Origin of the sequence: Dactylosporangium sp. NPDC005555 (genome assembly GCF_040605635.1) — a bacterium.
GTDB lineage: Bacteria > Actinomycetota > Actinomycetes > Mycobacteriales > Micromonosporaceae > Dactylosporangium.
Genome location: NZ_JBEXDG010000003.1, coordinates 51,945 through 74,363, shown reverse-complemented (window position 1 = coordinate 74,363; position 22,419 = coordinate 51,945). Strand labels below are relative to the sequence as shown.

23 protein-coding genes, 1 pseudogene and 1 riboswitch are annotated in these 22,419 nt (G+C 73.2%); of the genes and pseudogenes, 19 read left to right on the top strand and 5 right to left on the bottom strand.

Annotated elements, in window-relative coordinates; all coding sequences use genetic code 11:
• The first annotated feature begins 89 nt into the window (after positions 1 to 89).
• Together metK and ABZS58_RS04640 are read left to right on the top strand one after the other, a co-directional pair.
• Positions 90 to 1,286, top strand: a complete 1,197-nt coding sequence (gene metK / locus ABZS58_RS04645; RefSeq protein WP_354777575.1) for a methionine adenosyltransferase — start codon at positions 90 to 92, stop codon at positions 1,284 to 1,286.
• A gap of 236 nt (positions 1,287 to 1,522) precedes the next feature.
• Positions 1,523 to 3,814, top strand: coding sequence for a primosomal protein N' (locus tag ABZS58_RS04640; protein WP_354778032.1), 2,292 nt, complete (start codon positions 1,523 to 1,525; stop codon positions 3,812 to 3,814).
• A 259-nt stretch (positions 3,815 to 4,073) separates the two neighbouring features.
• Here the strand turns inward: ABZS58_RS04640 and ABZS58_RS04635 are convergent, their stop codons facing one another.
• Genes ABZS58_RS04635 through ABZS58_RS04625 form a run of 3 tightly spaced genes read right to left on the bottom strand, consistent with a single transcriptional unit; the run spans position 4,074 to position 7,424 of the window.
• Entirely contained in the window at positions 4,074 to 4,640 is a 567-nt protein-coding gene (locus ABZS58_RS04635; RefSeq protein WP_354777573.1) for an AAA family ATPase, read from the bottom strand.
• Positions 4,637 to 6,358: an ABC transporter ATP-binding protein gene (locus ABZS58_RS04630; RefSeq protein WP_354777571.1), complete on the bottom strand. Its 1,722-nt coding sequence runs from the start codon at positions 6,356 to 6,358 to the stop codon at positions 4,637 to 4,639. Before ABZS58_RS04630 ends, ABZS58_RS04635 begins: the two co-directional genes overlap by 4 nt.
• A gap of 10 nt (positions 6,359 to 6,368) precedes the next feature.
• Entirely contained in the window at positions 6,369 to 7,424 is a 1,056-nt protein-coding gene (locus ABZS58_RS04625; protein WP_354777569.1) for an amidohydrolase family protein, read from the bottom strand.
• A gap of 49 nt (positions 7,425 to 7,473) precedes the next feature.
• On the opposite strand from ABZS58_RS04625, the gene def reads away from it, so the two are divergent.
• From def to ABZS58_RS04610, 3 genes and pseudogenes are all read left to right on the top strand, one after another.
• On the top strand, positions 7,474 to 8,019 hold the full coding sequence (gene def, locus ABZS58_RS04620) for a peptide deformylase (RefSeq protein WP_354777567.1): 546 nt from the start codon (positions 7,474 to 7,476) through the stop codon (positions 8,017 to 8,019).
• Positions 8,016 to 8,954 (top strand): annotated as a pseudogene (gene fmt / locus ABZS58_RS04615) (methionyl-tRNA formyltransferase); the annotation flags it as partial. The gene def and the pseudogene fmt, both read left to right, overlap by 4 nt.
• A gap of 260 nt (positions 8,955 to 9,214) precedes the next feature.
• Entirely contained in the window at positions 9,215 to 10,657 is a 1,443-nt protein-coding gene (locus ABZS58_RS04610; RefSeq protein WP_354777565.1) for an RsmB/NOP family class I SAM-dependent RNA methyltransferase, read from the top strand.
• Positions 10,658 to 10,752: 95 nt separating this feature from the next.
• Here ABZS58_RS04610 and ABZS58_RS04605 read toward each other — a convergent pair whose 3' ends face one another.
• Complete coding sequence (locus ABZS58_RS04605) at positions 10,753 to 11,247, bottom strand: hemerythrin domain-containing protein (protein ID WP_354777563.1); 495 nt, start codon at positions 11,245 to 11,247, stop codon at positions 10,753 to 10,755.
• A 72-nt stretch (positions 11,248 to 11,319) separates the two neighbouring features.
• Here ABZS58_RS04605 and rpe point away from each other — a divergent pair, with 72 nt between their 5' ends.
• The 6 genes from rpe to ribH all read left to right on the top strand — a co-directional run bounded on the left by rpe (position 11,320) and on the right by ribH (position 16,737).
• Positions 11,320 to 11,979: a ribulose-phosphate 3-epimerase gene (rpe, locus tag ABZS58_RS04600; RefSeq protein WP_354777561.1), complete on the top strand. Its 660-nt coding sequence runs from the start codon at positions 11,320 to 11,322 to the stop codon at positions 11,977 to 11,979.
• A 37-nt stretch (positions 11,980 to 12,016) separates the two neighbouring features.
• The gene (locus ABZS58_RS04595) at positions 12,017 to 12,970 is read left to right on the top strand and encodes a response regulator (protein WP_354777559.1); all 954 of its coding nucleotides are present in this window, start codon (positions 12,017 to 12,019) and stop codon (positions 12,968 to 12,970) included.
• Positions 12,971 to 13,039: 69 nt separating this feature from the next.
• Positions 13,040 to 13,184: riboswitch (FMN riboswitch) on the top strand.
• A 123-nt stretch (positions 13,185 to 13,307) separates the two neighbouring features.
• Positions 13,308 to 14,342, top strand: coding sequence for a bifunctional diaminohydroxyphosphoribosylaminopyrimidine deaminase/5-amino-6-(5-phosphoribosylamino)uracil reductase RibD (ribD, locus tag ABZS58_RS04590; protein ID WP_354777557.1), 1,035 nt, complete (start codon positions 13,308 to 13,310; stop codon positions 14,340 to 14,342).
• A 3-nt stretch (positions 14,343 to 14,345) separates the two neighbouring features.
• Entirely contained in the window at positions 14,346 to 14,939 is a 594-nt protein-coding gene (locus ABZS58_RS04585; RefSeq protein ID WP_354777555.1) for a riboflavin synthase, read from the top strand.
• Positions 14,940 to 15,067: 128 nt separating this feature from the next.
• Positions 15,068 to 16,261 (top strand): bifunctional 3,4-dihydroxy-2-butanone-4-phosphate synthase/GTP cyclohydrolase II, encoded by a 1,194-nt coding sequence (locus ABZS58_RS04580; RefSeq protein ID WP_354778030.1) that lies wholly within the window; start codon positions 15,068 to 15,070, stop codon positions 16,259 to 16,261.
• The gene (ribH, locus tag ABZS58_RS04575) at positions 16,261 to 16,737 is read left to right on the top strand and encodes a 6,7-dimethyl-8-ribityllumazine synthase (RefSeq protein WP_354777553.1); all 477 of its coding nucleotides are present in this window, start codon (positions 16,261 to 16,263) and stop codon (positions 16,735 to 16,737) included. The genes ABZS58_RS04580 and ribH overlap by 1 nt, the downstream gene beginning before the upstream one ends.
• Positions 16,738 to 16,807: 70 nt before the next feature.
• Here the strand turns inward: ribH and ABZS58_RS04570 are convergent, their stop codons facing one another.
• Positions 16,808 to 17,308, bottom strand: a complete 501-nt coding sequence (locus ABZS58_RS04570) for a hypothetical protein (protein WP_354777551.1) — start codon at positions 17,306 to 17,308, stop codon at positions 16,808 to 16,810.
• Between the two features lie 126 nt (positions 17,309 to 17,434).
• Here ABZS58_RS04570 and ABZS58_RS04565 point away from each other — a divergent pair, with 126 nt between their 5' ends.
• From ABZS58_RS04565 to rplT, 8 genes are all read left to right on the top strand, one after another.
• Positions 17,435 to 17,992, top strand: a complete 558-nt coding sequence (locus tag ABZS58_RS04565; protein WP_354777549.1) for a SigE family RNA polymerase sigma factor — start codon at positions 17,435 to 17,437, stop codon at positions 17,990 to 17,992.
• Positions 17,989 to 19,020 (top strand): Gmad2 immunoglobulin-like domain-containing protein, encoded by a 1,032-nt coding sequence (locus tag ABZS58_RS04560; RefSeq protein WP_354777547.1) that lies wholly within the window; start codon positions 17,989 to 17,991, stop codon positions 19,018 to 19,020. Before ABZS58_RS04565 ends, ABZS58_RS04560 begins: the two co-directional genes overlap by 4 nt.
• A gap of 69 nt (positions 19,021 to 19,089) precedes the next feature.
• A complete protein-coding gene (locus ABZS58_RS04555; RefSeq protein ID WP_354777545.1) occupies positions 19,090 to 19,359 on the top strand; it encodes a phosphoribosyl-ATP diphosphatase in 270 nt (89 codons plus the stop codon).
• Between the two features lie 46 nt (positions 19,360 to 19,405).
• Positions 19,406 to 20,260, top strand: a complete 855-nt coding sequence (gene hisG / locus ABZS58_RS04550; protein WP_354777543.1) for an ATP phosphoribosyltransferase — start codon at positions 19,406 to 19,408, stop codon at positions 20,258 to 20,260.
• 10 nt (positions 20,261 to 20,270) lie between these two features.
• Positions 20,271 to 20,726 carry a PH domain-containing protein gene (locus ABZS58_RS04545; RefSeq protein WP_354777541.1) on the top strand — a complete coding sequence of 152 codons (456 nt, stop codon included), beginning with the start codon at positions 20,271 to 20,273 and terminating at the stop codon, positions 20,724 to 20,726.
• A 140-nt stretch (positions 20,727 to 20,866) separates the two neighbouring features.
• Positions 20,867 to 21,556 (top strand): translation initiation factor IF-3, encoded by a 690-nt coding sequence (gene infC, locus ABZS58_RS04540; RefSeq protein WP_354777539.1) that lies wholly within the window; start codon positions 20,867 to 20,869, stop codon positions 21,554 to 21,556.
• A 218-nt stretch (positions 21,557 to 21,774) separates the two neighbouring features.
• Positions 21,775 to 21,969 (top strand): 50S ribosomal protein L35, encoded by a 195-nt coding sequence (rpmI, locus tag ABZS58_RS04535; protein WP_354777537.1) that lies wholly within the window; start codon positions 21,775 to 21,777, stop codon positions 21,967 to 21,969.
• Between the two features lie 86 nt (positions 21,970 to 22,055).
• Complete coding sequence (gene rplT, locus ABZS58_RS04530; protein ID WP_354777535.1) at positions 22,056 to 22,418, top strand: 50S ribosomal protein L20; 363 nt, start codon at positions 22,056 to 22,058, stop codon at positions 22,416 to 22,418.
• Position 22,419 lies beyond the last annotated feature (1 nt).

Here is a 22,419-nt window from a genome sequence, read left to right as displayed (position 1 = left end):
AGGCTCGACCATGCCTTTAGAGGTTCGCGAGCGCCAGGTCGTACACTGCTGCGAAACCACAACCGACGCCGTATCCCTGAGGAGCACCATTGGCCCGCCGCCTGTTCACGTCAGAGTCGGTCACCGAAGGTCACCCGGACAAGATCGCCGATCAGATCAGCGACGGCATCCTCGACGCGCTCCTCACGCAGGACGCCCGCAGTCGGGTCGCCGTCGAGACGCTGATCACCACCGGCCAGGTCCACGTCGCCGGTGAGGTGACCACGACTGCCTACGCCGACATCGCCAAGATCGTCCGCGAGACGATCCTCGGCATCGGGTACGACTCGTCGAAGAAGGGCTTCGACGGCGCCTCCTGCGGCGTGAGCGTGTCGATCGGCGCCCAGTCGCCCGACATCGCGCAGGGCGTCGACTCGGCCATCGAGGTCCGCGAGGGCTCCTCCGGCGGCGACAACCTCGACCTGCAGGGCGCCGGCGACCAGGGCATGATGTTCGGCTTCGCGTGCAGCGAGACGCCCGAGCTCATGCCGCTGCCGATCGCGCTCGCGCACCGGCTCGCCCGCCGCCTCTCCGCGGTCCGCAAGGACGGCACCATCCCCTACCTGCGGCCCGACGGCAAGACGCAGGTCACCATCGAATACGACGGCCTGCGCCCGGTCCGCCTGCACACGGTCGTCGTGTCCAGCCAGCACGCGCCCGACATCTCGCTCGAGTCGCTGCTGACCCCCGACGTGCGCGAGCACGTCATCGCCCCCGAACTGGAGGGCCTGGGCCTGGAGACCGACGGCTACCGCCTGCTGGTCAACCCGACCGGCCGCTTCGAGATCGGCGGCCCGATGGGCGACGCCGGCCTCACCGGCCGCAAGATCATCGTCGACACCTACGGCGGCTACGCCCGCCACGGCGGCGGCGCGTTCTCCGGCAAGGACCCGTCGAAGGTCGACCGCTCCGCGGCGTACGCCACCCGCTGGGTCGCCAAGAACGTCGTGGCCGCGGGCCTGGCCGAGCGCTGCGAGGTCCAGGTCGCCTACGCGATCGGCAAGGCGCACCCCGTCTCGCTGTTCGTGGAGACCTTCGGCACCGAGGTCGTGCCGGTCGAGCGGATCGAGAAGGCCATCAACGAGGTCTTCGACCTGCGCCCGGCCGCGATCATCCGCGACCTCGACCTGCTCAAGCCGGTCTATCAGCAGACCGCGGCCTACGGTCACTTCGGCCGCGAGCTGCCCGGCTTCACGTGGGAGCAGGCGAGCCGGACCGCAGAGCTGAAGTCCGCCGCCGGCGCCTGATCGGCACTTCGACGTTGGCCGATCAATCTGATACCGGGATTGATCGGCCAACGTCTATTTCCGGCCCGGTTGGGGACCTATCACAGGACGGTCTCTTCCCATCTCTGGAGCCGGCGGGGAAGACCGCCGGAAAGCCGGCAGGGAAGGCCGCCGCGGAGCGGGTCGCCGGGAACGCCCGCACCGCCGGGAAGGCCCGCACGGCGAAGTCGGCGCCGCCCCGTGAGGCCGCCGCCGAGCTGCCGGTCGCCCGCATCTGCGTCGATGTCCCGCTGCCACACCTCGACCGCCCGTTCGACTACCTGGTGCCGGCCGCCCTCGACGCCGCCGCGCAGCCCGGCGTACGGGTGAAGGTCCGCTTCGCCGGCCAGCTCGCCGACGGATACCTCCTCGAGCGGGTCACGGAGTCGGACCACGACGGCAAGCTCACGTTCCTGGACAAGGTCGTGTCGCCGGAGCCTGTGCTGCGGCCGGAGATCGCCGCCCTGGCCAGGGAGATCGCCGACCGCTACGCGGGCACCATGTCCGACGTCCTCCGCCTGGCGATCCCGCCCCGCCACGCGGCCGCCGAGAAGTCGGCCGCCGGGGCAGACGCGGCCGCGGGGGGCCGGGCCTCCTCGCCGAGCACATCCGCCGAACGGTCCGCCGTCGCGGGAGGCGCCGTCGCGGGAGGCGCCGTCGCGGGAGGCGCGGCCGCCGGGAGGCCCGCCGTTACGGGATCCGCCGTTACGGGATCCGCCGTCGCGGGAGCCGCTGCGGCCGGGAAGTCCGCGGCCGAGGGCTTCGCCGCTGCGGGAGATGCGCCTGCCGGTATGCCCCCCGCTGGGGGAGGGGTGGCCGCCGTGGGATCCGCTGCTGCGGGAGACGTGGCCGCCGGGGTGCCGGTCGCCAAGGCAGGCGTGGTTGCCGGAGAGCCGGTCGCCAGGGCGAGCGCGGCTGCCGGGATGTCTCCGGCAACCGAGGGCGGGCGCAACGTCCCGGCGGTCAGTGAGGCGGGATGGCGGCAGTACACCGCGGGGGTCGCGCTGCTGCGGGCGCTCGGTGACGGCCGGCGGCCGCACGCCGTGTGGACCGCGCTGCCCGGGGAGGACTGGCCCGCCAGGCTCGCCGAGGCCGCGGCGAGCGCCCTCGCCGGTGGCAGGGGCTCCCTGATCGTCGTCGCCGACGCCCGCGACCTGGACCGGCTCGACAAGGCCATGACCACCGCCCTCGGTGGCGCCGGGGCGCACGTCGCGCTGTCGGCCGCGCTCGGGCCCGCTGAGCGGTACCGGCGCTTCCTCGCCGCCTCCCGCGGCCGGGCGCGGGTCGTCATCGGCACCCGAGCCGCGTGTTTCGCGCCCGTCGACGACCTCGGCCTCGTCGCGATCTGGGACGACGGCGACGACCTGCACGCCGAGCCCAGGGCGCCCTACCCGCACGCCAGGCAGGTCCTGCTCGCGCGCGCCGAGCAGGCAGGATGCGGCATCATCGTCGGCGGGTTCGCGCGTACGGCGGAAGCCCAGCAACTCATCGAGACCGGCTGGGCGATCGAGGTGGCTGCCGCCCGGGGCGTGCTGCGCCGGCACATGCCGCAGGTGGTGACCGTCGGCGAGGACGAGCAGATGGCCCGCGACCCGGGCGCGGTCTCGGCGCGGCTGCCGACCGCCGCCTGGCGGGCCGCCCGGGACGCGTTGCTGCGCGACGCGCCGGTGCTCATCCAGGTGCCGCGGCGCGGGTACATCCCGTCGGTCGCCTGCGCCGAGTGCTACACCGCGGCGCGCTGCCCCAACTGCTCCGGCCCGCTCGCGCTGCCGTCGGCGACCGCGCCGCCGTTGTGCCGGTGGTGCGGGAGGGTCGCCGCCGCGTACGCCTGCCCCGAGTGCGGCAGCCGGCGCCTGCGGGCGTCCGTCGTCGGCGCGCGGCGCACCGCGGAGGAACTGGCCCGCGCGTTCCCCGACACGCCGGTGCGGACCTCGGGGCGCGACGGCGTCCTGGACCGGGTCCCGGGCCAGGCGTCGATCGTCGTGTCGACCCCGGGCGCCGAGCCGGTCGCCGACGGTGGGTACGGCGCCGTGCTCCTGCTCGACAGCTGGGCCCTGCTCACCCGCGCCGACCTGCGCGGCACGGAGGAGGCGCTGCGCCGGTGGCTGACCGCGGCGGCCCTGACCCGGCGCACCGGCACGGTCGTCGTCGTCGCGGACGCGTCGCTCGCGGTGGTGCAGGCGCTCGTCCGCTTCGACCCGGGCTGGCTGGCCGCCCGTGAGCTCGCCGACCGGCGCGAGCTCGGCTTCCCGCCGGTGATGCGGATGGCGTCGCTGACCGGCACCCCGGCCGCGGTCGCGGACCTCCTCGCCGCCGCGAACCTCCCGCCCGGCGCCGAGGTCCTCGGCCCGGTCCCCGCCGCCGACGGCCAGGAACGCATGCTGGTGCGCACCGGCAGGTCCGCCGGCCGGGCCCTCGCCCTCGCCCTGCGCTCCGCCGCCGGCCTGCGCTCCGCCCGCAGGGCCGCCGACCCGGTCCGCGTCCAGGTCGACCCCCTCGACCTGCTGTAACGCTCGACCTGCCGCCACCCGCAGAGGCTGCGGGCGGGCTGTCGTCAACGTCGGGCGTGTCGCGGGCGAACGCGTCGCCCTTCGGCAATTTTCAGGAAGCGGACCGGTGCTCCACGCCGCGGAATACCGGTCCGCTTCAGAAAAATCCGGGAAAAGGCGACGTGTTCACCCCGCCATACGCCGAACGCCACCCACGGACCGTGGCGCGGGTGCTCGTGCTGCCGGGATCAGGGCCGCTTTACCGCAGGGCCGGGTCGGCTCACCGCAGGAATGCGGCGAGGGTGGTTTCCAGGGGTGGGGCGCCGTCGCGGTTGTCGACCTCGCGGTGGGGGACGACCGGCGGGCGGTCCGGCGGGATCGCGGCGAGGAAGTCGTCCCAGCGGTCCAGCTTCTGGCCGTCGCGGTGCGAGCCGCGGGCCACGAGCCGGGCCCGCAGCGTCGCCGGGTCGGACCGCACCCACACCAGGTGCACGGGGTCGCCGCCGAGGGCGGACACGAACCCGGCCCAGCGGCCCGCGTCGGAGATCTGCCCGGTGAACGGCGCCGACAGCACCACCGAGCAGCCCCGGGCGCGGATCTCGCGGGCGGCGGCGGCCAGCCCGGCGTACTCGTGCAGCTTGACGTTCGCGTCGTACCAGACACCCTCGCGCTCGCCCGGGGACCGGCCGGCGGCCGCGAGGGTCGCCGAGACGAACCCGCCGTAGAGCGTGTCCTTGTCCAGCAGCGCCGGCGCCGGGTCGAGCAGCCCGATCAGCAGATCCGCGACCGTCGACTTGCCCGCCCCGGGCGGCCCCGCGACGACCCAGACCGTCCCCGGTCCCCTCACGCGACCAGCAACTGATTGGTGGCGAGCTCGCGGTACAGGTCGCTGGAGCCGAGGAGGTCGGCGTGCCGGCCGACGGCGACGACCCGGCCCGCCTCCATGACCACGATCTGGTCCGCGTCGACCACGGTCGACAGGCGGTGCGCGACGACGATCATCGTCCGATTGTGCGCCACGGTGTCGATCGCCTGGCGCAATGCCACCTCGTTGCGCGCGTCGAGGTTGGACGTCGGCTCGTCCAGCAGCAGGATCGGCGGCGCCGCGAGCAGCGTCCGGGCGATCGCCAGGCGCTGCCGCTCGCCGCCGGACAGCAGCACACCACCCTCGCCGACCTGCGCGTCCAGGCCCAGCGGCGTCCGGTCGACGACCTCGGCGAGGTTGACCGCGTCGAGGACCTCCAGCATCTGCGCGTCGGTGGCGCCGGGCGTGGTGAGCCGCAGGTTCTCCCGCAGTGTCCCGGCGAGCACCGGAGCCTCCTGCTCGACGTAGCCGAGCTGGGCGCGCAGGGTCTGGCGGGGCAGGTCCCGCACGTCGGCGCCGGCGACCCGGACGGTGCCGGACGTGGCGTCGTAGAAGCGCTCGACCAGCTGCAGGATCGTCGACTTGCCGGCCCCGGAGGGGCCCACGAGGGCGGTGCGGGTGCCGTACGCCACCTGGAACGACACCTCGCGGACGACCGGCTCCAGCGAGGCGGCATAGCCGAACGTGACGTCCTCGAACGCGACGGCGACCGGGGTCGTGGCGACCGTGGCCGTGCCCGCGTCCTCCTCGAGGGGCACGTCCAGGATGTCCTGCATGCGTTGCAGGGCACCGAGTCCGGTCTGCAGCTGGGTGTACGCGTGCAGCGCCTGACCCAAGGGCATGACCAGGAAGAACAGGTAGAGGACGAACGCCACCAGGTCGCCGACGGAGATCGTGCCGTTCGCGACGCGCGCGCCGCCGACGCCGAGCAGCAGCAGGAACGCGCCCTGGATCGCGGCGATGCTGGCCGGCCCGACGAGCGCCTGCAGCTTCGCGATCCGCACGCCCGCCTTGTACGCCTCCTCGGCGCCGGTCTCGACGGTGGCGACCTCACGGTCCTCGGCGTTGCTGGCCCGGATCGTGCGCGCGGCGGACAGGGCCCGCTCCACGGCGCTGGTCATGTCGCCGATGCGCGCCTGCGCCTCCTGCGACGCGGGCCGGACCCGGCGGGAGAAGATCACCGCGATCGACAGCCCGAGCGCGAGCCCGCCGCCGGCGGTGAGGAACAGGATCGGGTCGAGCAGCAGCATCGCGACGGCGGCGCCGACGACCATGACGGCGCCGGTGACGGTCTCGAACAGCCCGGACGTGACGACGGCCCGCAGCAGCGTCGTGTCGGCGCCGACGCGGGACAGCAGGTCGCCGGTGCGGCGCTGGTCGTACTCGGCGATCGGCAGCCGCAGCAGGTGCCGGGTCAGCCGCCGCCGCGCGGTCAGCACCAGCCCCTCGGCGGTGCGCTGCAGCAGGTAGTCGCGCAGCGCGTTGAGCAGCGCGACCGCGGCGAGCACGACGACGAGCAGCAGGACGGTCCGCCCGATCGCCTCGGACGCCTGCAGCTTGTCCAGGACGTCCCGGGTCAGCAGCGGCTGGGCGAGGGTGGTGACGGAGCCGAGCAGCGACAGCCCGCCGACGACGACGAGCGTCCGGCGGTGGTCACTCAGGTACGGCAGGAGCGAACGCAGCGAGACGGTGGTGGCCACCTGGCCGAGGCTAGCGCCGTTTCGCTGTGCGTCCCCTGAGGAGCACCAGTGACGGGTGTCGCAGCGCCCCCGGCGTCACCCGCGGGTCCTCGGCGACGGCGACGAGGTCGGCGGGCGCGCCCTCCTCGATGCCCGGGAACCCCAGGTACCGGCGGGCGTCCCAGCACCCGGCGCCGATCGCCGCGGCCGGCGGCAGACCAGCGGCGATCAGGTGCCCGATCTCGGCGACGACGTCGCCGTGGCCGAGCGAGTCGGTGCCGGCCAGGACGGTCACGCCGGCCTCCCACGCGTCGACGGTCGCGACGCGCAGGCTCTCGACGCCACCGAGGAACCAGTCCTTGCGCGGTCCCTCCGGCTTCGTCCGGACGTTGCTGACATGGCCGGCGAACCCGCTCCACGTCGGCGTCACCGCACCGCCCCGCGCGGCGAGCACGTCGAGGAGGTCCGGGGTCAGGAACCAGGCGTGCTCGATCGAGTCCACCCCGGCCAGGACGGCGCTGCGGGTGCCCTCGGCGGTCTGGCAGTGCGCGGCCACCCGCCCGTTCACCGCGTGCACGGCGTCGCAGAGCTCCCGCAGCACCGGCTGCGGCGTCTTCGCCCTGTCGAACTCCCAGTCGCCGTAGGTCTTGCACCAGCCGTCGTTGGCGAGTGCCTGCGCCACCCCTGCGGCGGTCAGGTCCGCGGGCACGGTCTGCAGGTCGTCGAGCTCCTCCAGCCCCCGCCACGCCAGCCACGGCCCGGCGGTGACGAGCCGCGGCAGGTCCTGCCGTTGCCGCAGCGGCGTCGGTACGGGCTCCCGATGGCCGGGCACGCGGAGCAGCAGGGTGCCGTCGCCGGCGTACGCGAGGGCGGCCGCCTCGAACAGGGCCGGATCGAACGCCATGGTCCCGGCGTCGTGCCCGAGGTGCGCGTGCGCGTCGACCAGCCCTGGCAGGATGAACCCGCCCTCGTGGACGGACGTGCTCCCACCCGGCGGGCGGGTGAAGGTGAGCCGGTCGCCGACGACCCAGATGTCGCGGACGTCACCCTCCGGGAGCACGGTGCCACGCAGGTGCAGGCTCGTCATCGCGCCACACTAGACTTGCTTGACTCGAATCAGATTTGGGGTGCCTCGTTTGACCGTCCAGTCCGTCCGCATCTTCGGCGACCCGGTGCTGCGCACACCCGCCGACAGTGTCGTGGACTTCGACCGTGAGCTGCGCAAGCTGGTCAAGGACCTGCTCGACACCATGGGCCAGCAGAACGGGACCGGCCTCGCCGCCCCGCAGATCGGTGTGGGGCTGCGCGTGTTCACCTTCGACGTCGACGACGTCATCGGGCACCTGGTCAACCCGGTCCTGGAGTTCCCAGACGAGGAGGAGCAGGACGGCCCCGAGGGCTGCCTGTCCATCCCCGGCGTCTATGTGGACACCAAGCGCCGGCAGCACGTGATCGCCAAGGGCTTCAACGAGCACGGCGACCCGGTCCAGATCGTCGGCACCGGGCTGATGGCGCGCTGCGCGCAGCACGAGACCGACCACCTCGACGGGGTCCTGTTCGTCGACCGGCTCGACGCCGACCGGCGCAAGCAGGCGATGAAGGAGATCCGTGCCGCCGAGTGGTACAACCCCGAGGCCCCGCCGGTCGTGAAGACCAGCCCGCACGGTCTGTTCGGCCGGTGAGGATCGTCTTCGCGGGCACGCCCGCGGTGGCGCTGCCCGCCCTCGACGCGATCGCCGCCTCCTCCCACGAGCTCGTCGCGGTCGTCAGCCGCCCCGACGCGCCGTCCGGCCGCGGCCGGCAGCTGGTGCCGTCCCCGGTCAGCGCCTGGGCGGCCGAGCGCGGCATCCCGGTGCTGACGCCCGCGCGCCCCCGCGAGCCGGAGTTCCTCGCGCAGCTGGCCGCCCTGGAGCCCGACTGCTGCCCGGTCGTGGCCTATGGCGCGCTGGTGCCCCGGGTCGCGCTCGACATCCCCCGGTTCGGGTGGATCAACCTGCACTTCTCGCTGCTGCCCGCGTGGCGCGGCGCGGCGCCGGTCCAGCACGCGGTCCTGCACGGCGACGACATGACCGGGGCCAGCGTGTTCCTCCTGGAGGAGGGGCTCGACACGGGTCCCGTCTTCGGCACGCTCACCGAGCCGGTCGGCGCCCGCGACACGTCCGGCGACCTGCTGGAGCGGCTCGCAGTGTCGGGCGCCCAGCTGCTGGTGTCCGTGCTGGACGGCATCGCCTCCGGTGAGATCACCGCCGTGCCGCAGCCGCACGAGGGCATCTCCAGCGCTCCGAAGCTCACCGTCGACGACGCGCTCGTCCGGTGGGAGGACCCGGCGTTCGCCGTCGACCGGCGGGTCAGGGCGTGCACGCCCGCGCCCGGCGCGTGGACGACGCTGCGCGGCGACCGGCTGAAGCTCGGCCCCGTCACCCCGGTGACCGCGGCCTCGGTGATCGGCGGGGGAGCGACCCTCAGCCCGGGTGTCGTCGCCGTCGAGCGCAACAGGGTCCTCGTCGGCACCGGCACGGTTCCCGTCGCGCTCGGCACCGTCACCGCACCCGGCAAGAAGGCCATGCCGGCCGACGCCTGGGCCCGCGGCGCCCGCATCGAGTCCGGCGTCGTGCTCGGCGTCCCGGCGTCCGCCGCGCCGTCGTCCGGGGCTTCGCCCGACACGCCGTCGCCGTCTTCCGGGGCGGTGTCGTCCTCCGAAGCGCCGTCGTCCGGGGCGTCGTCCTCCGGTGGTTCGTCGTCCGGAGCGTCGTCTTCCGCGTCGCCGTCTTCTGGGGCGACGTCGTCCTCCGAAGCGTCGTCCTCCGAAGCGCCGCCTTCAGGGGCGTCGTCGTCCGGTGGCTCGGCTTCCGGAGCGCCGTCCTCCGGAGCCTCGTCTTGAGGTCGCCCCAGCGGGGGCCGGGGCCGCGCCCGGCGGGTGCCCGCGACGACCGGCTCGTCCGGCCGCCGCGCGGTGGCCGGCCCGCGATCGACCCCGCCCGCGAGGCCGCATACGAGGCCGTGGCCGCCGTGCACCGCGACGACGCGTACGCCAACCTCGTGCTGCCGAAGCTGCTCCGCGAGACCGGGGTCACCGGCCGCGACGCCGCGTTCGCGACCGAGCTGACCTACGGGACGCTGCGCCAGACCGGCACCCTCGACGCGATCGTCGCCGCCGCCGCGGACCGGGCCGTCGACCGCATCGACCCGCCCGTCCGCGACGCGCTGCGCATCGGCGCGTATCAGCTGCTCAACATGCGCGTCGGCGCGCACGCGGCGGTCGCCACGACCGTCGATCTGGTCCGTTCGCTGGTCCCGGGCGCCGCCGGCTTCGCCAACGCGGTCCTGCGCCGCGTCGCCGAGTCCGACCGCGACGCGTGGCTGTCGCGGCTGGCGCCCGCCGACCCGTTCGAGGCGGCCGCGCTCAACCACGCGCACCCGCAGTGGATCGTGCGCGCGTTCACCGACGCGCTCGGCTCGCTCGACGAGGCGGAGCTCGCCCTCGACGCCGACAACCTCGCGGCGCCCGTGCACCTGTGCGCCCGCCCCGGCCTCATCGACCCCGCGGCGTTCGCGGCGTCGCTGCGGGGCGCGACCGTCGGGCGGTATTCGCCGTACGCCGTGGTCCTGTCCGGCGGCGGCGACCCCGGGGGCATCCCGGCGATCCGCGACGGCCGCGCCCACGTGCAGGACGAGGGCAGTCAGCTCGTCGCCGCCGCCCTCGCCGCCGCGCCGCTGGACGGCCGGGACGAGCGGTGGCTCGACCTGTGCGCCGGCCCCGGCGGCAAGGCCGGGCTGCTCGGCGCGCTCGCCCGCGACCGCGACGCGCACGTCACCGCCGTCGAGGTCGCCCACCACCGCGCCGAGCTGGTCGCCAAGGCCACCGAGGGGCTGCCGGTGTACACGATCCACGCCGACGGCCGCGACGTGGGCAAGGACGCCGACCTGCCCGAGGGCGGCTTCGACCGGGTCCTGGTCGACGCCCCCTGCACCGGCCTGGGCGCGCTGCGCCGCCGCCCCGAGGCGCGCTGGCGCCGCCAGCCGTCGGACCTGCCGCCGCTGACCCGGCTGCAGCGGGAGCTGCTGCAGGCCGCGTTCCGGGCGGTCCGGCCGGGCGGGGTGGTCGCCTACGTCACCTGCTCCCCGCACCAGGCGGAGACGGAGGTGTCGGTCACCGAGGCTGCCCGCAGGTCCTCGATCGACCTGGACCTGCTCGACGCCCGCGCGTTCCTGCCCGGCTCGCTGCCCGACCTCGGGACGGGCCCGACGGTGCAGCTCTGGCCGCACCGCCACGGCACCGACGCGATGTTCCTCGCCCTGCTGCGCCGCTCCGCCTCATGATCCCGGACGGTCGCGGCGGCCGGAGCCGGTCCTGCCACCGGCACCGCCCGGGATCATGAGACCGGGCTCATGACGGCGGGCTCATGACGGCGGGCTCATGACGGCGGCAGGAGCGCGGCGACCACCTCGCGGGCACCGCAGGACTGGCCGATGAGGCGGTCGCGCTCGGCGATCCACGCGTCGCCGAGCGCCTGGCGGGTCGCCGTGTCGAGGCCGCGGGCGTCGTTGATCAAGGTCCGCTCCTCCTCGTCGAGGTGGTGGTACAGCGAGTTCGCGAGCAAGCTGGCGGCCTTGTCGAAGGTCGTCGACGTCACGTCCGGCACATCGAGGAGGGCGAGCAGCCGCCGGTGACCGTCGAGGTGCTCGTCCTCCCCGTGCTCGACATGGCCGTCACCGCCGGTCAGCTCGCGCAGCTTCGGATAGACCTCGGACTCCTCGGCCGTGGCGTGCGCGACGAGCAGGTCGGCGAGCTCGGTCAGGGTGCGCCGGCGGTGCTCCGCGAGGTCCGGGTGGGCGCGGTCGCGCAGGATGCGGAGCAGCGTCTCGAACCGGACGTGATCGGCGACGATCACATCGACGACATCAACCATCCGTCGATTGTCCCCCATACCCAGCCGAACCCATACCGCTGCCGGAGCCGGGCCGTCGCCTAGAGTGCTCGTGTGAGCAACACCGTGATCGCACCGTCCATCCTCGCCGCGGACTTCGCCCGGCTCGCCGAGTCCGCCGCGACGGTGGAGGGCAGCGCCGACTGGCTGCACGTCGACGTCATGGACTACCACTTCGTGCCCAACCTGACGATCGGGCTGCCGGTGGTGCGGAGCCTGCGCAAGGCGACGACGCTGCCGTTCGACTGCCACCTGATGATCGCGGACCCGGCGCGGTGGGCGACGCAGTACGCGGAGGCGGGCGCCTACAACGTCACGTTCCACGCGGAGGCGGCCACCGACCCGGCGGCGATCGCGAAGGACCTGCGGGCCGCGGGCAGCCGCGCCGGGCTGGCGATCGACCGGGACACGCCGGTCGAGGGCTATCTGGACCTGCTGCCGCACTTCGACCTGCTGCTGATCATGACGATCAAGGCCGGGTTCGGCGGCCAGTCGTTCATCCCGGAGCTGCTGGACAAGGTCCGCGCGGCCCGGCGGCACGTCGACGCGGGCCATCTGGAGCTCCGCATTGAAGTTGACGGCGGAGTGGCCGACGATACGATCGCGGCCTGCGCCGAAGCGGGTGCCGACACGTTCGTCGCCGGCACCGCCGTCTTCGGCGCCGAGGACCCGGCCGCCGCGGTGCGCAGGCTCCGCGCCCTGGCGAGCGGCTGAGCGGACGCGAGCGGCCGAGGAAGCGCGGAGGACACGCATGAGCGAGCCCGACACCATCCTCGTTGTCGACGACGACGTCGACATCGCCCGGTTCATCGAGGTCAACCTCAGGCTCGAGGGCTATCGGGTGCTGCTCGCCCACGACGGTGCGACCGCGCTGCGCCTCATCGAGGAGCACATGCCGGCCCTCGCCGTCGTCGACTGGATGATGCCGCAGCTCGACGGGCTCGAGCTGACCAGGCGGCTACGCGCCGACCCGATGACGGCGCCGATCCCGGTGATCCTGCTGACCGCGCGCGGGCAGACCGCGGACAAGGTCATCGGGTTGCAGGCGGGCGCCGACGACTACCTGGTGAAGCCGTTCGACACCCTGGAGCTCGTCGCGCGGGTCCGCTCCACGCTGCGCCGCAACCAGGAGAACCGTGAGGTGTCGCCGCTGACCGGGCTGCCCGGCAACAGCCGGATCCTGCGCGAGATCACCGACCGGGCCCGGGCCGGCACCGACTACGCCGTCTCCCACGTCGACATCGACCGGTTCAAGGCCGTCAACGACGTCTACGGGTTCGCCCGCGGCGACGAGTTCATCACCGCGCTCGCCCGGGCGCTGCACCGCGCCGTCGTCGAGGTCGGGCTGCCACCGGCGTTCCTCGGCCACATCGGCGGCGACGACTTCCTCGTCGTGTGCAGCCCCGACCAGCTCAAACCGATGCTGTCGAAGGCGATCCTGGAGTTCCAGACGGCGTCGGACGGGCTCTACGACCCGGCCGACGCCGAGCGCGGCTTCGTCGATGTCGTGCAGCGCAACGGCGAGGTCCAGCAGGCCAACCTGGTGACCCTGTCGATCGGCGTCGCGATCGGCCAGACCGGCGCCACCGGGCAGCTCACCGACCCCCGCGAGGTCATCGCCGTCGCCACCGACATGAAGTCCGTGGCGAAGAAGCACAACGGCAACTACGTCGCTGTCGACCGGCGTAGTGCTGTGCATCTGTGACAAACGTCCCTCGGTAAGGACCGGGTCGGTCGCCGCGTTCATGTGCAAGACTCGGGTTACGTACCCACCACGCGCTGGCGGGGCTCGGTGAAATTCCGAACCGGCGGTAAGCGGTCGTAGACCGCGAGCCCGCGACCCGGTCGAAGCCGTCGACCGGTGGATCTGGTGTGAGTCCAGGGCCGACGGTCATAGTCCGGATGGGAGCTCAGCGCGCGGGATCCGGTGTCCGTCTCGACGGTCGCCTGGGGGCTGGCCTGCGCACATGCGCTTCCTTGTCCCCGCCCGCAGCCGTCCCCATCAGCCCTGACGCGTGTGACCACACCGCGCGGAGAGGGCCATGGACGCAGACGCAGACGCCGGGCACATGCGGCGCGCCGTAGCGCTGTCGCTGCGCGGCCTGGGGGAGACCAGCCCCAACCCCAACGTCGGCTGCGTCCTCGTCGGCCCCGGCGGCGACGTCGTCGGTGAGGGCCGCACCGCACCCGCCGGAGGGCCGCACGCCGAGGTCAACGCCCTCGCCGCGGCCGGTGACCGGGCCCGGGGAGCCACCGCTTACGTCACCCTGGAGCCCTGCGACCACACGGGTCGCACCGGACCCTGCACCCGGGCGCTCATCGCGGCCGGCGTCGACCGGGTCGTCGTCGCCGTCAGCGACCCGGACCCGGTGGCCGCGGGCGGCGCGGAGACGCTGCGCGCGGCCGGGATCACGGTCGACGTCGGCGAGGGACGCGCCGCCGCGCGGGACGCCATGATCGGCTGGCTGACCGCCGTCGGGCGGGGCACGCCCTACGTGATCTGGAAGTTCGCCGCGACGCTCGACGGGCGCTCCGCCGCCGCCGACGGCACCAGCAAGTGGATCACCTCGCCGGAGGCGCGGGCCGACGTGCACCGCATCCGGGGCGGCGTCGACGCGATCATCGCCGGCATCGGCACCGTCCTCGCGGACGATCCGCAGCTCACGGTCCGCACCGACGGCGGCCCCGCGGCGCGGCAGCCGCTGCGGGTGGTGGTGGAGGGCGGCAGTCGTACACCACCTGCCGCGAAGGTCCTGGACGGCTCGGCGCCGACCTGGGTCGCCACCGCACCTGGCGGCGGCAGGGTCGACCTTCAGGACATGCTGCGGCAGCTGTACGAGCGGGGCGTCCGCACGGCGCTCCTGGAAGGGGGCCCGACCCTGGCCGGCGCGTTCCTCGCCGGGGGCCTCGTCGACCGGGTCGTCGCCTACCTCGCCCCGAAGCTGCTCGGCGCCGGACCGGCCGCCCTGGCCGGCGCGGGAATTTCGACGATCTCGCAAGCTTTGACGCTCGACGTTGTCGACGTCGCCATGATCGGGCCTGATGTGCGCCTGACGGCAACAGTGAGAGGTGCGTGACCAGTGTTCACCGGCATCATCGAAGAGCTCGGCACGGTCGTCGCGATCGACCCGCTCGGCGACTCGGCCCGGCTGTCGATCCGCGGCGCGACGGTCACCTCCGACGCCGCGCACGGCGACTCCATCAGCGTCAACGGCGTCTGTCTCACCGTCGTGGACAACGCCGGCGGCGTCTTCACCGCCGACGTGATGGGCGAGTCCCTGGACCGCTCCACGCTCGGCTCGCTCGCCGCCGGCTCGCCGGTCAACCTGGAGCGCGCCGCCACCATGGCCACCCGCCTCGGTGGCCACGTCGTGCAGGGCCACGTCGACGGGGTCGGCACGGTCCTGTCCCGGGAGTCCGGCGACCAGTGGGAGACCGTCACGTTCTCCCTTCCCCCTCAGCTCGCGCGGTACGTCGTGGAAAAGGGGTCCATCACCGTCGACGGGATCTCGCTGACGGTCATGGCCATCACCGACGACACGTTCTCGGTCGGGCTCATCCCGACCACGCTCAAGCTCACGACGCTCGGTGCCAGAGGCGTCGGCGAAAAGGTCAACCTGGAGGTCGACATCATGGCCAAGTACGTCGAGAAGCTGCTGGGAGCGAAGGCATGAGCACCACGGAGCGAAGCGGCGAGGCTCAGGTGCGTCTCGGCCTCGCGGTGCCGCCGCAGGACGGCGAGGGCGGCGCTGCGAGCGCCCCCGCCACGACCCTGGACCCGATCGAGCGGGCGGTCAAGGACATGGCCGCCGGCAAGGCGGTCATCGTCGTGGACGACGAGGACCGCGAGAACGAGGGCGACCTCATCTTCGCCGCCGAGTTCGCCACCCCGGAGCTCGTCGCGTTCATGGTCCGCTACACGTCGGGCTACATCTGCGTGCCGATCACCGAGGCCGAGGCCGACCGGCTCGACCTGCCGCCGATGTACCGCACGAACCAGGACCGCCGGGGCACCGCGTACACCGTGACCGTCGACGCCCGCTTCGGCGGCACGACCGGCATCTCCGCCGCCGACCGGGCCCGCACCATCCGCCTGCTCGCCTCCGAGGACACCGCGCCGACCGACCTGTCCCGTCCCGGGCACATCGTGCCGCTGCGGGCCAAGGACGGCGGGGTCCTGCGCCGCGCCGGGCACACCGAGGCCGCCGTCGACCTGGCCACGATGGCCGGGCTGCGCCCCGCGGGTGTCCTGTGCGAGATGGTCAACGACGACGGCACCATGATGCGCCTGCCCGACCTGCGCGCCTTCGCCGAGCTGCACGACCTGGCACTGATCAGCATCGCGGACCTCATCGCCTACCGCCGGCACACCGAGAAGCAGGTCGACCGGGTCGCCGAGACCCGGCTGCCGACCGAGCACGGCGTGTTCCGGGCCGTGGGCTACACGACCGAGTTCGACGCGGGCGAGCACATCGCGCTCGTCTACGGCGACCTCGGCGACGGCGAGGACGTCCTCGTGCGGGTCCACTCCGAGTGCCTCACCGGCGACGTCTTCGCGAGCGTGCGCTGCGACTGCGGCCCGCAGCTGCAGGCGTCCATGAAGATGGTCGCCGCCGAGGGCCGCGGCGTGGTCCTCTACATGCGCGGGCACGAGGGGCGCGGCATCGGCCTGATGCACAAGCTCCAGGCGTATCAGCTGCAGGACCTCGGCCGGGACACCGTCGACGCCAACCTGGACCTCGGCCTGCCCGCCGACGCCCGCGACTACGGCACCGGCGCGCAGATCCTCGTCGAGCTCGGCATCAAGACGATGCGCCTGTTGACGAACAACCCGGCGAAACGCGCGGGCCTGGAAGGGTACGGTCTTTCCGTGCTGAGCCGTGCGTCGCTGCCGACCCGGCCGCACCCGGAGAACGTGCGCTACCTGCGCACCAAGCGGGACCGCATGGGGCACCTGCTGGACGAGCTCGACGAGGTCGCGGAAGGACTTGCGTAATGTCTGGTATTGGGGCGCCCGTGCTGCAGCGGGTGGACGGCACCGGTTTGACGCTCGGCATCGTGGCCACCCGGTGGCACGCTGAGCTCGTCGACCACATGCTCAACCGGGCGATCGAGGCCGGCGAGGCAGCAGGCGTCGACCACATCACCGTCGCCCGCGTCGACGGCGCCGTCGAGCTGCCGGTCCTGGCGCAGGCCCTCGCGCACCGCTTCGACGCGGTGGTCGCCCTCGGCGTCGTGGTCCGCGGCGACACGGCCCACTTCGAATACGTGTGCCAGTCGGTGACGGACGGGCTGACCAGGGTCGCCCTGGACGAGTCGACGCCGGTCGCGCACGGCGTGCTGACGGTCGACAACCTCGACCAGGCGCGGGCCCGGGCGGGACTGCCGGGCTCGCCGGAGGACAAGGGCTACTCGGCCACCCTCGCGGCCCTGGACGCCGCCCACGCCCTCCGCCAGGTCGCCAAGTCCTGACCCTTCCCGTGATCCGGAAGACTTTGTGCCGCTCAGGCGACAACACGTCTTCCGGATCACGAGGGGCGCCTCAGACTTCGAGCACGGCGGCGAGCTCGTCGCGGAAGGCGCGCTCGGCCGGGGTGACCAGTTCGCCGCCGAAGCCGAGCACGTCGCCGGACTTCGCCGCGCTCACCACCTGGTCGGCGAGGGTGATCAGCCAGAAGCGGTAGGACTCGGCGTCCGCGTCGGCGGCCTTCGCCGCCAGGAGCTCGTGGGCGGCCTTCGCCCGCTCGATGACGTCGGCGATGCCGGCCTCGCGGTCGGGGAACTCGATGATCGGCGGCTCCTGACCACCCACGAGGCCCTCCTCGATGTCACCCTGCCGGGCGACCACGTCGGCGGCGACGGTGCGGACCAGGTCGCTGGCGGAGTCGCGGCCGTCGGCGATGGCGGTCATGCCGGCCGTCCACTCCTCGCGGGTCCGGCGGCTGCCGTCCCGCTCGGCCTGGGACGCGGCGATCAGCACGGACTGCGGCAGGCCCACGAGGAGCCCCCACTCTTCGTCGGTGTACTTCGGCACGGTTTCCACCGGCCCACGATATCCAGGGTGCGCGGAGTTCGCCTTTCGGGTGATAGCGGTAAACCAGATGGCCACTTGGCGCGTCGTAGGTGCGTGACGGCCGACGTGGGGACCACGCCATGGGACGGTAGGGCGGTGCTAGCCGAGCCCGCCCGTGACGCCGGGCCCGCCCGCGACGTCGTGCGCGACTGGAGCGCCGACGACGCGGTGACGGCGCTGTTCTCGGCGCACTACCGGGGGCTCGTGCGGCTGGCGGTGCTGCTGCTGCACGACGAGCCGGCCGCCGAGGACGTGGTCCAGGACGCGTACGTCGGCCTGCACCGGCGCTGGTGGCGGCTGCGCGACGCGGACAAGGCCCTCGGCTACCTGCGCACCAGCGTCGTCAACGGCGCGCGGTCGGCGCTGCGGCGCCGGGGGGTCGCCGACCGCTTCGTCGCGGCGCGGCGGCCGGACGACGAGCCGACGGTGGCGAGCGCGGAGAGCGGCGCCCTCGCCCTGCTGCGGCACCGGGAGGTCCTGGAGGCGGTCCGCCGGCTGCCGGCCAGGCAGCGGGAGGCGATCGTGCTGCGGTACTACGGCGAGCTGTCCGAGGCGGAGATCGCCGACGCGATGGGGGTCAGCAAGGGCTCGGTGAAGAGCCACGCGTCCCGGGGCATGGCCGCCCTGCGGGAGAGCCTGGAGCAGGCGCCATGAGGATGTCACCGGAGGACCGGCTGCGGGCCGCGCTGCGCGCGCAGGTCGACACCGTCGAGGTCGCGCCGGACGCGCTGCCCACGATCAGGGGCCGCGTCGAGGCGCGGCGGCGGGGCGGCGGCTGGGCGGTCCTGACCGCGGCGGCCGCGGTCGCGGCGGTCATCGCGCTCGCCGTCGCCGTGTTCGTCCCCGACCGGGTGCCCCCGTCGGGCACCCCGCAGGACCGCCGGCCGGTCGCGCCGGCGACGACCGGCCTCGCCCGGCCCACGCCACCGCCGAGCGTGCCCGCCTCGACCGGCGGTCCCGTGACGGTGCAACTGCCGGTGTACTACGCGCGCAACGACCGCCTGGTCAGGGAGTTCCACGACCTGCCGCTCACGGCGGACGACGACACGCACCGGATCGCGGCCGCGATCGGGGAGGCGTTGCGGCACGGCAGCGCCGCGGACCCCGACTATCTGACGCTGTGGCCGGACTCCGTGACGGTGCGCGGGGTCACCATCGACGGGAGGATCGTCGCCGTCGACCTCGCCGACGTCGGCCCCGGCCCGCGGTCGGGGACCCCGGCGCTCGCGGTGCAGCAGCTGGTGTCGACGGTCGCCGCGGCGGCCACGTACACGTCGGTGAAGCGGATCGACGGCGTGCGGATCACGGTCGACGGCGCGGCCGTGCCGAAGCTGTGGAACGCGGTCGACACCAGCAGGCCCGTCAGGCAGCTGCCGCCGTCGGAGATCTACGCGCCGGTGTGGGTGATCGACCCGCAGCAGGGGCAGCGGGTCGGCCGGACGTTCACCGTGCACCTGGCCGGGATCGTCCACGAGGGCACCGTCAACCTGCGGATCCGCGCGTCCGGCGGCACTGCCGTGCTCGAGCAGGTCGTGCAGCTGTCGGTGGGGGCGCCGGCGGTCGGCGAGGCGCGGGTGCCGCTGACGCTCGGGCCCGGCCGGTACGTCATCGAGGCGTACTACGTGTCGGTGGCCGACGGCAGCGTCCAGGGCGTCGACGACCACGACTTCACCGTCGGCTGAACCGGGGTGAGCGACGACACGCCTGTCGTGATCTCGATTCCCCTTTCGCGGCCGGGCCTGCGAGAATCCGTGCCCGTGAAGACCTTTGACGAGCTGTTCGCCGAGCTGACCGCCAAGGCGGCCGCGGGCACCCCGGGCTCCGGCACCGTCGCCGCGCTGGAGAAGGGCGTCCACTTCATCGGCAAGAAGGTCGTCGAGGAGGCCGCCGAGAGCTGGATGGCCGCCGAGCACGAGGGTGCCGAGCGCACCGCCGAGGAGCTGTCGCAACTGCTCTACCAGGTGCAGTGCCTGATGCTGGCGACAGGGTTGTCGCTGGAGGACGTCTACCGACATCTGTAGGCCGGTAGCCGCGTCCGTCCCCACCCTGTCTCCGAAAGGCCCTTCCATGCTCAGGATCGCCGTGCCCAACAAGGGGACCCTGTCCGGTCCCGCCGCCCAGATGCTCCAGGAGGCCGGCTACCGCCAGCGCTCCGACCCCAAGGACCTGCTCTGCCGCGACGAGGCCAACGACGTCGAGTTCTTCTACCTGCGTCCCCGTGACATCGCCACCTACGTCGGCTCCGGCGACCTCGACCTCGGCATCACCGGCCGGGACCTGCTCATCGACGCCGACAGTGATGCCGAGGAGCTGCTCGACCTGGGCTTCGGGAAGGCGACGTTCCGCTTCGCCGCGGTGCCCGGCTCGATCACCGGCGACAAGCCCTCGGACCTGGCCGGGCTGCGGGTCGCGACCGCCTACCCGGGCGTGATGGAGCGCTACTTCACCGGGCACGGCGTCACCGCCGAGGTCATCCGGCTCGACGGCGCCGTGGAGAACGCGATCCGCCTCGGTGTCGCCGACGTCATCGCCGACGTGGTCGAGACCGGGGCGACCCTGCGGCAGGCGGGCCTGGCGACCTTCGGCGAGCCGATTCTCAGGTCGTCGTCGGTGCTGGTGCGCCGCAGCGGGACCGGTGACCTGCCGCCCGCGGTCGCCCAGCTGCTGCGCCGCCTCCAGGGGGTCCTCGTGGCCCGCCGCTACGTGATGCTCGCCTACGACGTGCGGGCCGACGCGCTCGACGCGGCGGTCGCGCTGACCCCGGGCATCGAGTCGCCGACGGTGTCGCCGCTGCACCGGGAGGGCTGGGTCGCCGTCCAGGCCATGGTCCAGCGCGACGAGGTGCACCGGATCATGGACGAGCTGTACGAGGTGGGCGCCCGCGCCATCCTGGTGACCGGCATCCACGCGTGCCGCCTGTAGTCTCGTCGGTGTGAGCAGCACCGTTCTCGCCCGTCCGCGGCGCGCCAGGATCATCGCCTTCATCCTCGCCGCCGTGGTCGTGGTGGTCTTCACGCTCATCGCGATGGGTCTGCACGGCAAGACCGGCGACGGTCCGGGCTATTTCCAGCGCGGTGACCAGGCCGCCATGATCGGGCTGGGGATCTGCGCCGCGCTCGCCATCCTGCTGATGGCCCGGCCCAAGGTCGAGGCCGACGAGACCGGCGTCCGGGTGCAGAACATCATCGGCTCCTACGATCTGCCGTGGGACGTGGTGCGGGCGGTCACGTTCGGCCGCGGCTCCCCGTGGCTCACCCTGGACCTGCACGACGACGAGCGGGTCGCGGTGATGGCGGTGCAGATCGCCGACAAGGACCATGCCGTCAAGGCCGCCCGGCAGCTGCGGGCCCTGCACACGGCGTCGCTGGCCGGCAGCGTGGTAGAGTAGCCGGAGTCGACCGCACGTCGCATCCGTGGCGTGTTCGAAGCGGAGTTCCAGACTCCCACCCGTGCAGCTCAGGGCAGCCGGGTCCCGGTCCGACCGCACGGCCCCCGATGTGAGGGCGGTGTGGTCGATTGGGCCCTCGCATGCGCGCTGCGCATCCGGGGGCTTTTCCGCTTCGGTCGGCACACCAGACAAGCACCGATCGAGGAGGCCACATCAGCGTCGAGCCACGCGTCAACGAGCAGATCCGGGCACGTGAGGTCCGGCTGGTCGGCCCGGAGGGTGAGCAGGTGGGCATCGTCCCGCTCGAGCGCGCACTCCAGCTGGCCGCCGACGTGGACCTGGACCTGGTCGAAGTTGCGCCCATGGCACGCCCGCCCGTCTGCAAGCTCATGGACTTCGGCAAGTTCAAGTACGAGAGCGCGCTCAAGGCAAGGGAAGCCCGGCGTAACCAGCAGCAGACCGTCATCAAGGAGATGAAGCTCCGCCCGAAGATCGACCCGCACGACTACGAGACCAAAAAGGGTCACGTCATGCGGTTCCTGAAGCAGGGCGACAAGGTCAAGGTAACGATCATGTTCCGAGGCCGCGAGCAGAGCCGCCCGGAGCTGGGGTTCCGGCTGCTGCGCAAGCTCTCGGAGGAAATCTCGGAGCTGGGCTTCGTCGAGGCGTCCGCGAAACAGGACGGTCGAAACATGATCATGGTCCTTGCGCCGCACCGCAATGTGAAGGCCGCGGCGGTCGCGACCCGCGAGGGTCGCACCGAGGACGGTCCCGTGCCGGAGGGCGAAGCCGCCGTCCTGCCCGAGGTCGTCACCGCCGACCAGGGATAGCGGCGGCTCGCAGCACGCCGCGGCGCCGCGCGACACGCACCAACCGGGCCGGAACCGGCCCGGCGGCACCACCGATCCACCGACAACGACCGCGTCGTGCGGGCGGGACCCGCACAGCGGTCGTCCCGGCCTGTGCGCCGGTGCGCCACGGCACCCTCCCGTCCTGACGGGGAGGGTGCCGGCTCTGGCGCGCCGCACATGGAAGGGCAACATCAGCCATGCCGAAGTTCAAACCGCACTCCGGGATGAAGAAGCGCGTCAAGGTCACCGGTCGCGGCAAGTTTCTCGCCGAGCCGGCCGGCAAGCGTCACCTGCTCGAGGTCAAGTCCAGCAAGCGGACCCGCCGGCTCAGCGGCTCTGTCGAGCTCGCGAAGACCGAGACCACTCGCGTCAAGAAGATGCTCGGCCTGTAACACGCGGCGTCGCACGCCCCCCTTTCCTGGACTTTTCCGACCGGCCCGCATGTCCCGGGCCGGTCTCGCATGAGGAGTAACGAACCGTGGCACGCGTGAAGCGGGCAGTGAATGCCCAGAAGAAGCGCCGCACCGTCCTGGAGACCGCCAGCGGCTACCGCGGGCAGCGCTCGCGGCTGTACCGCAAGGCCAAGGAACAGATGCTGCACTCGATGCAGTACGCCTACCGGGACCGGCGTGACCGCAAGGGTGACTTCCGCCAGCTGTGGATCACCCGGATCAACGCGGCCTCCCGCGCGAACGGCCTCACCTACAACCGCCTGATCCAGGGTCTGCGCCTGGCGGGCGTCGAGGTGGACCGCAAGATCCTCGCCGAGCTGGCCGTGAACGACGCGAAGGCGTTCAGCGGTCTGGTCGAGGTGGCGAAGACGGCCGTTGCCGCAGCCTGAC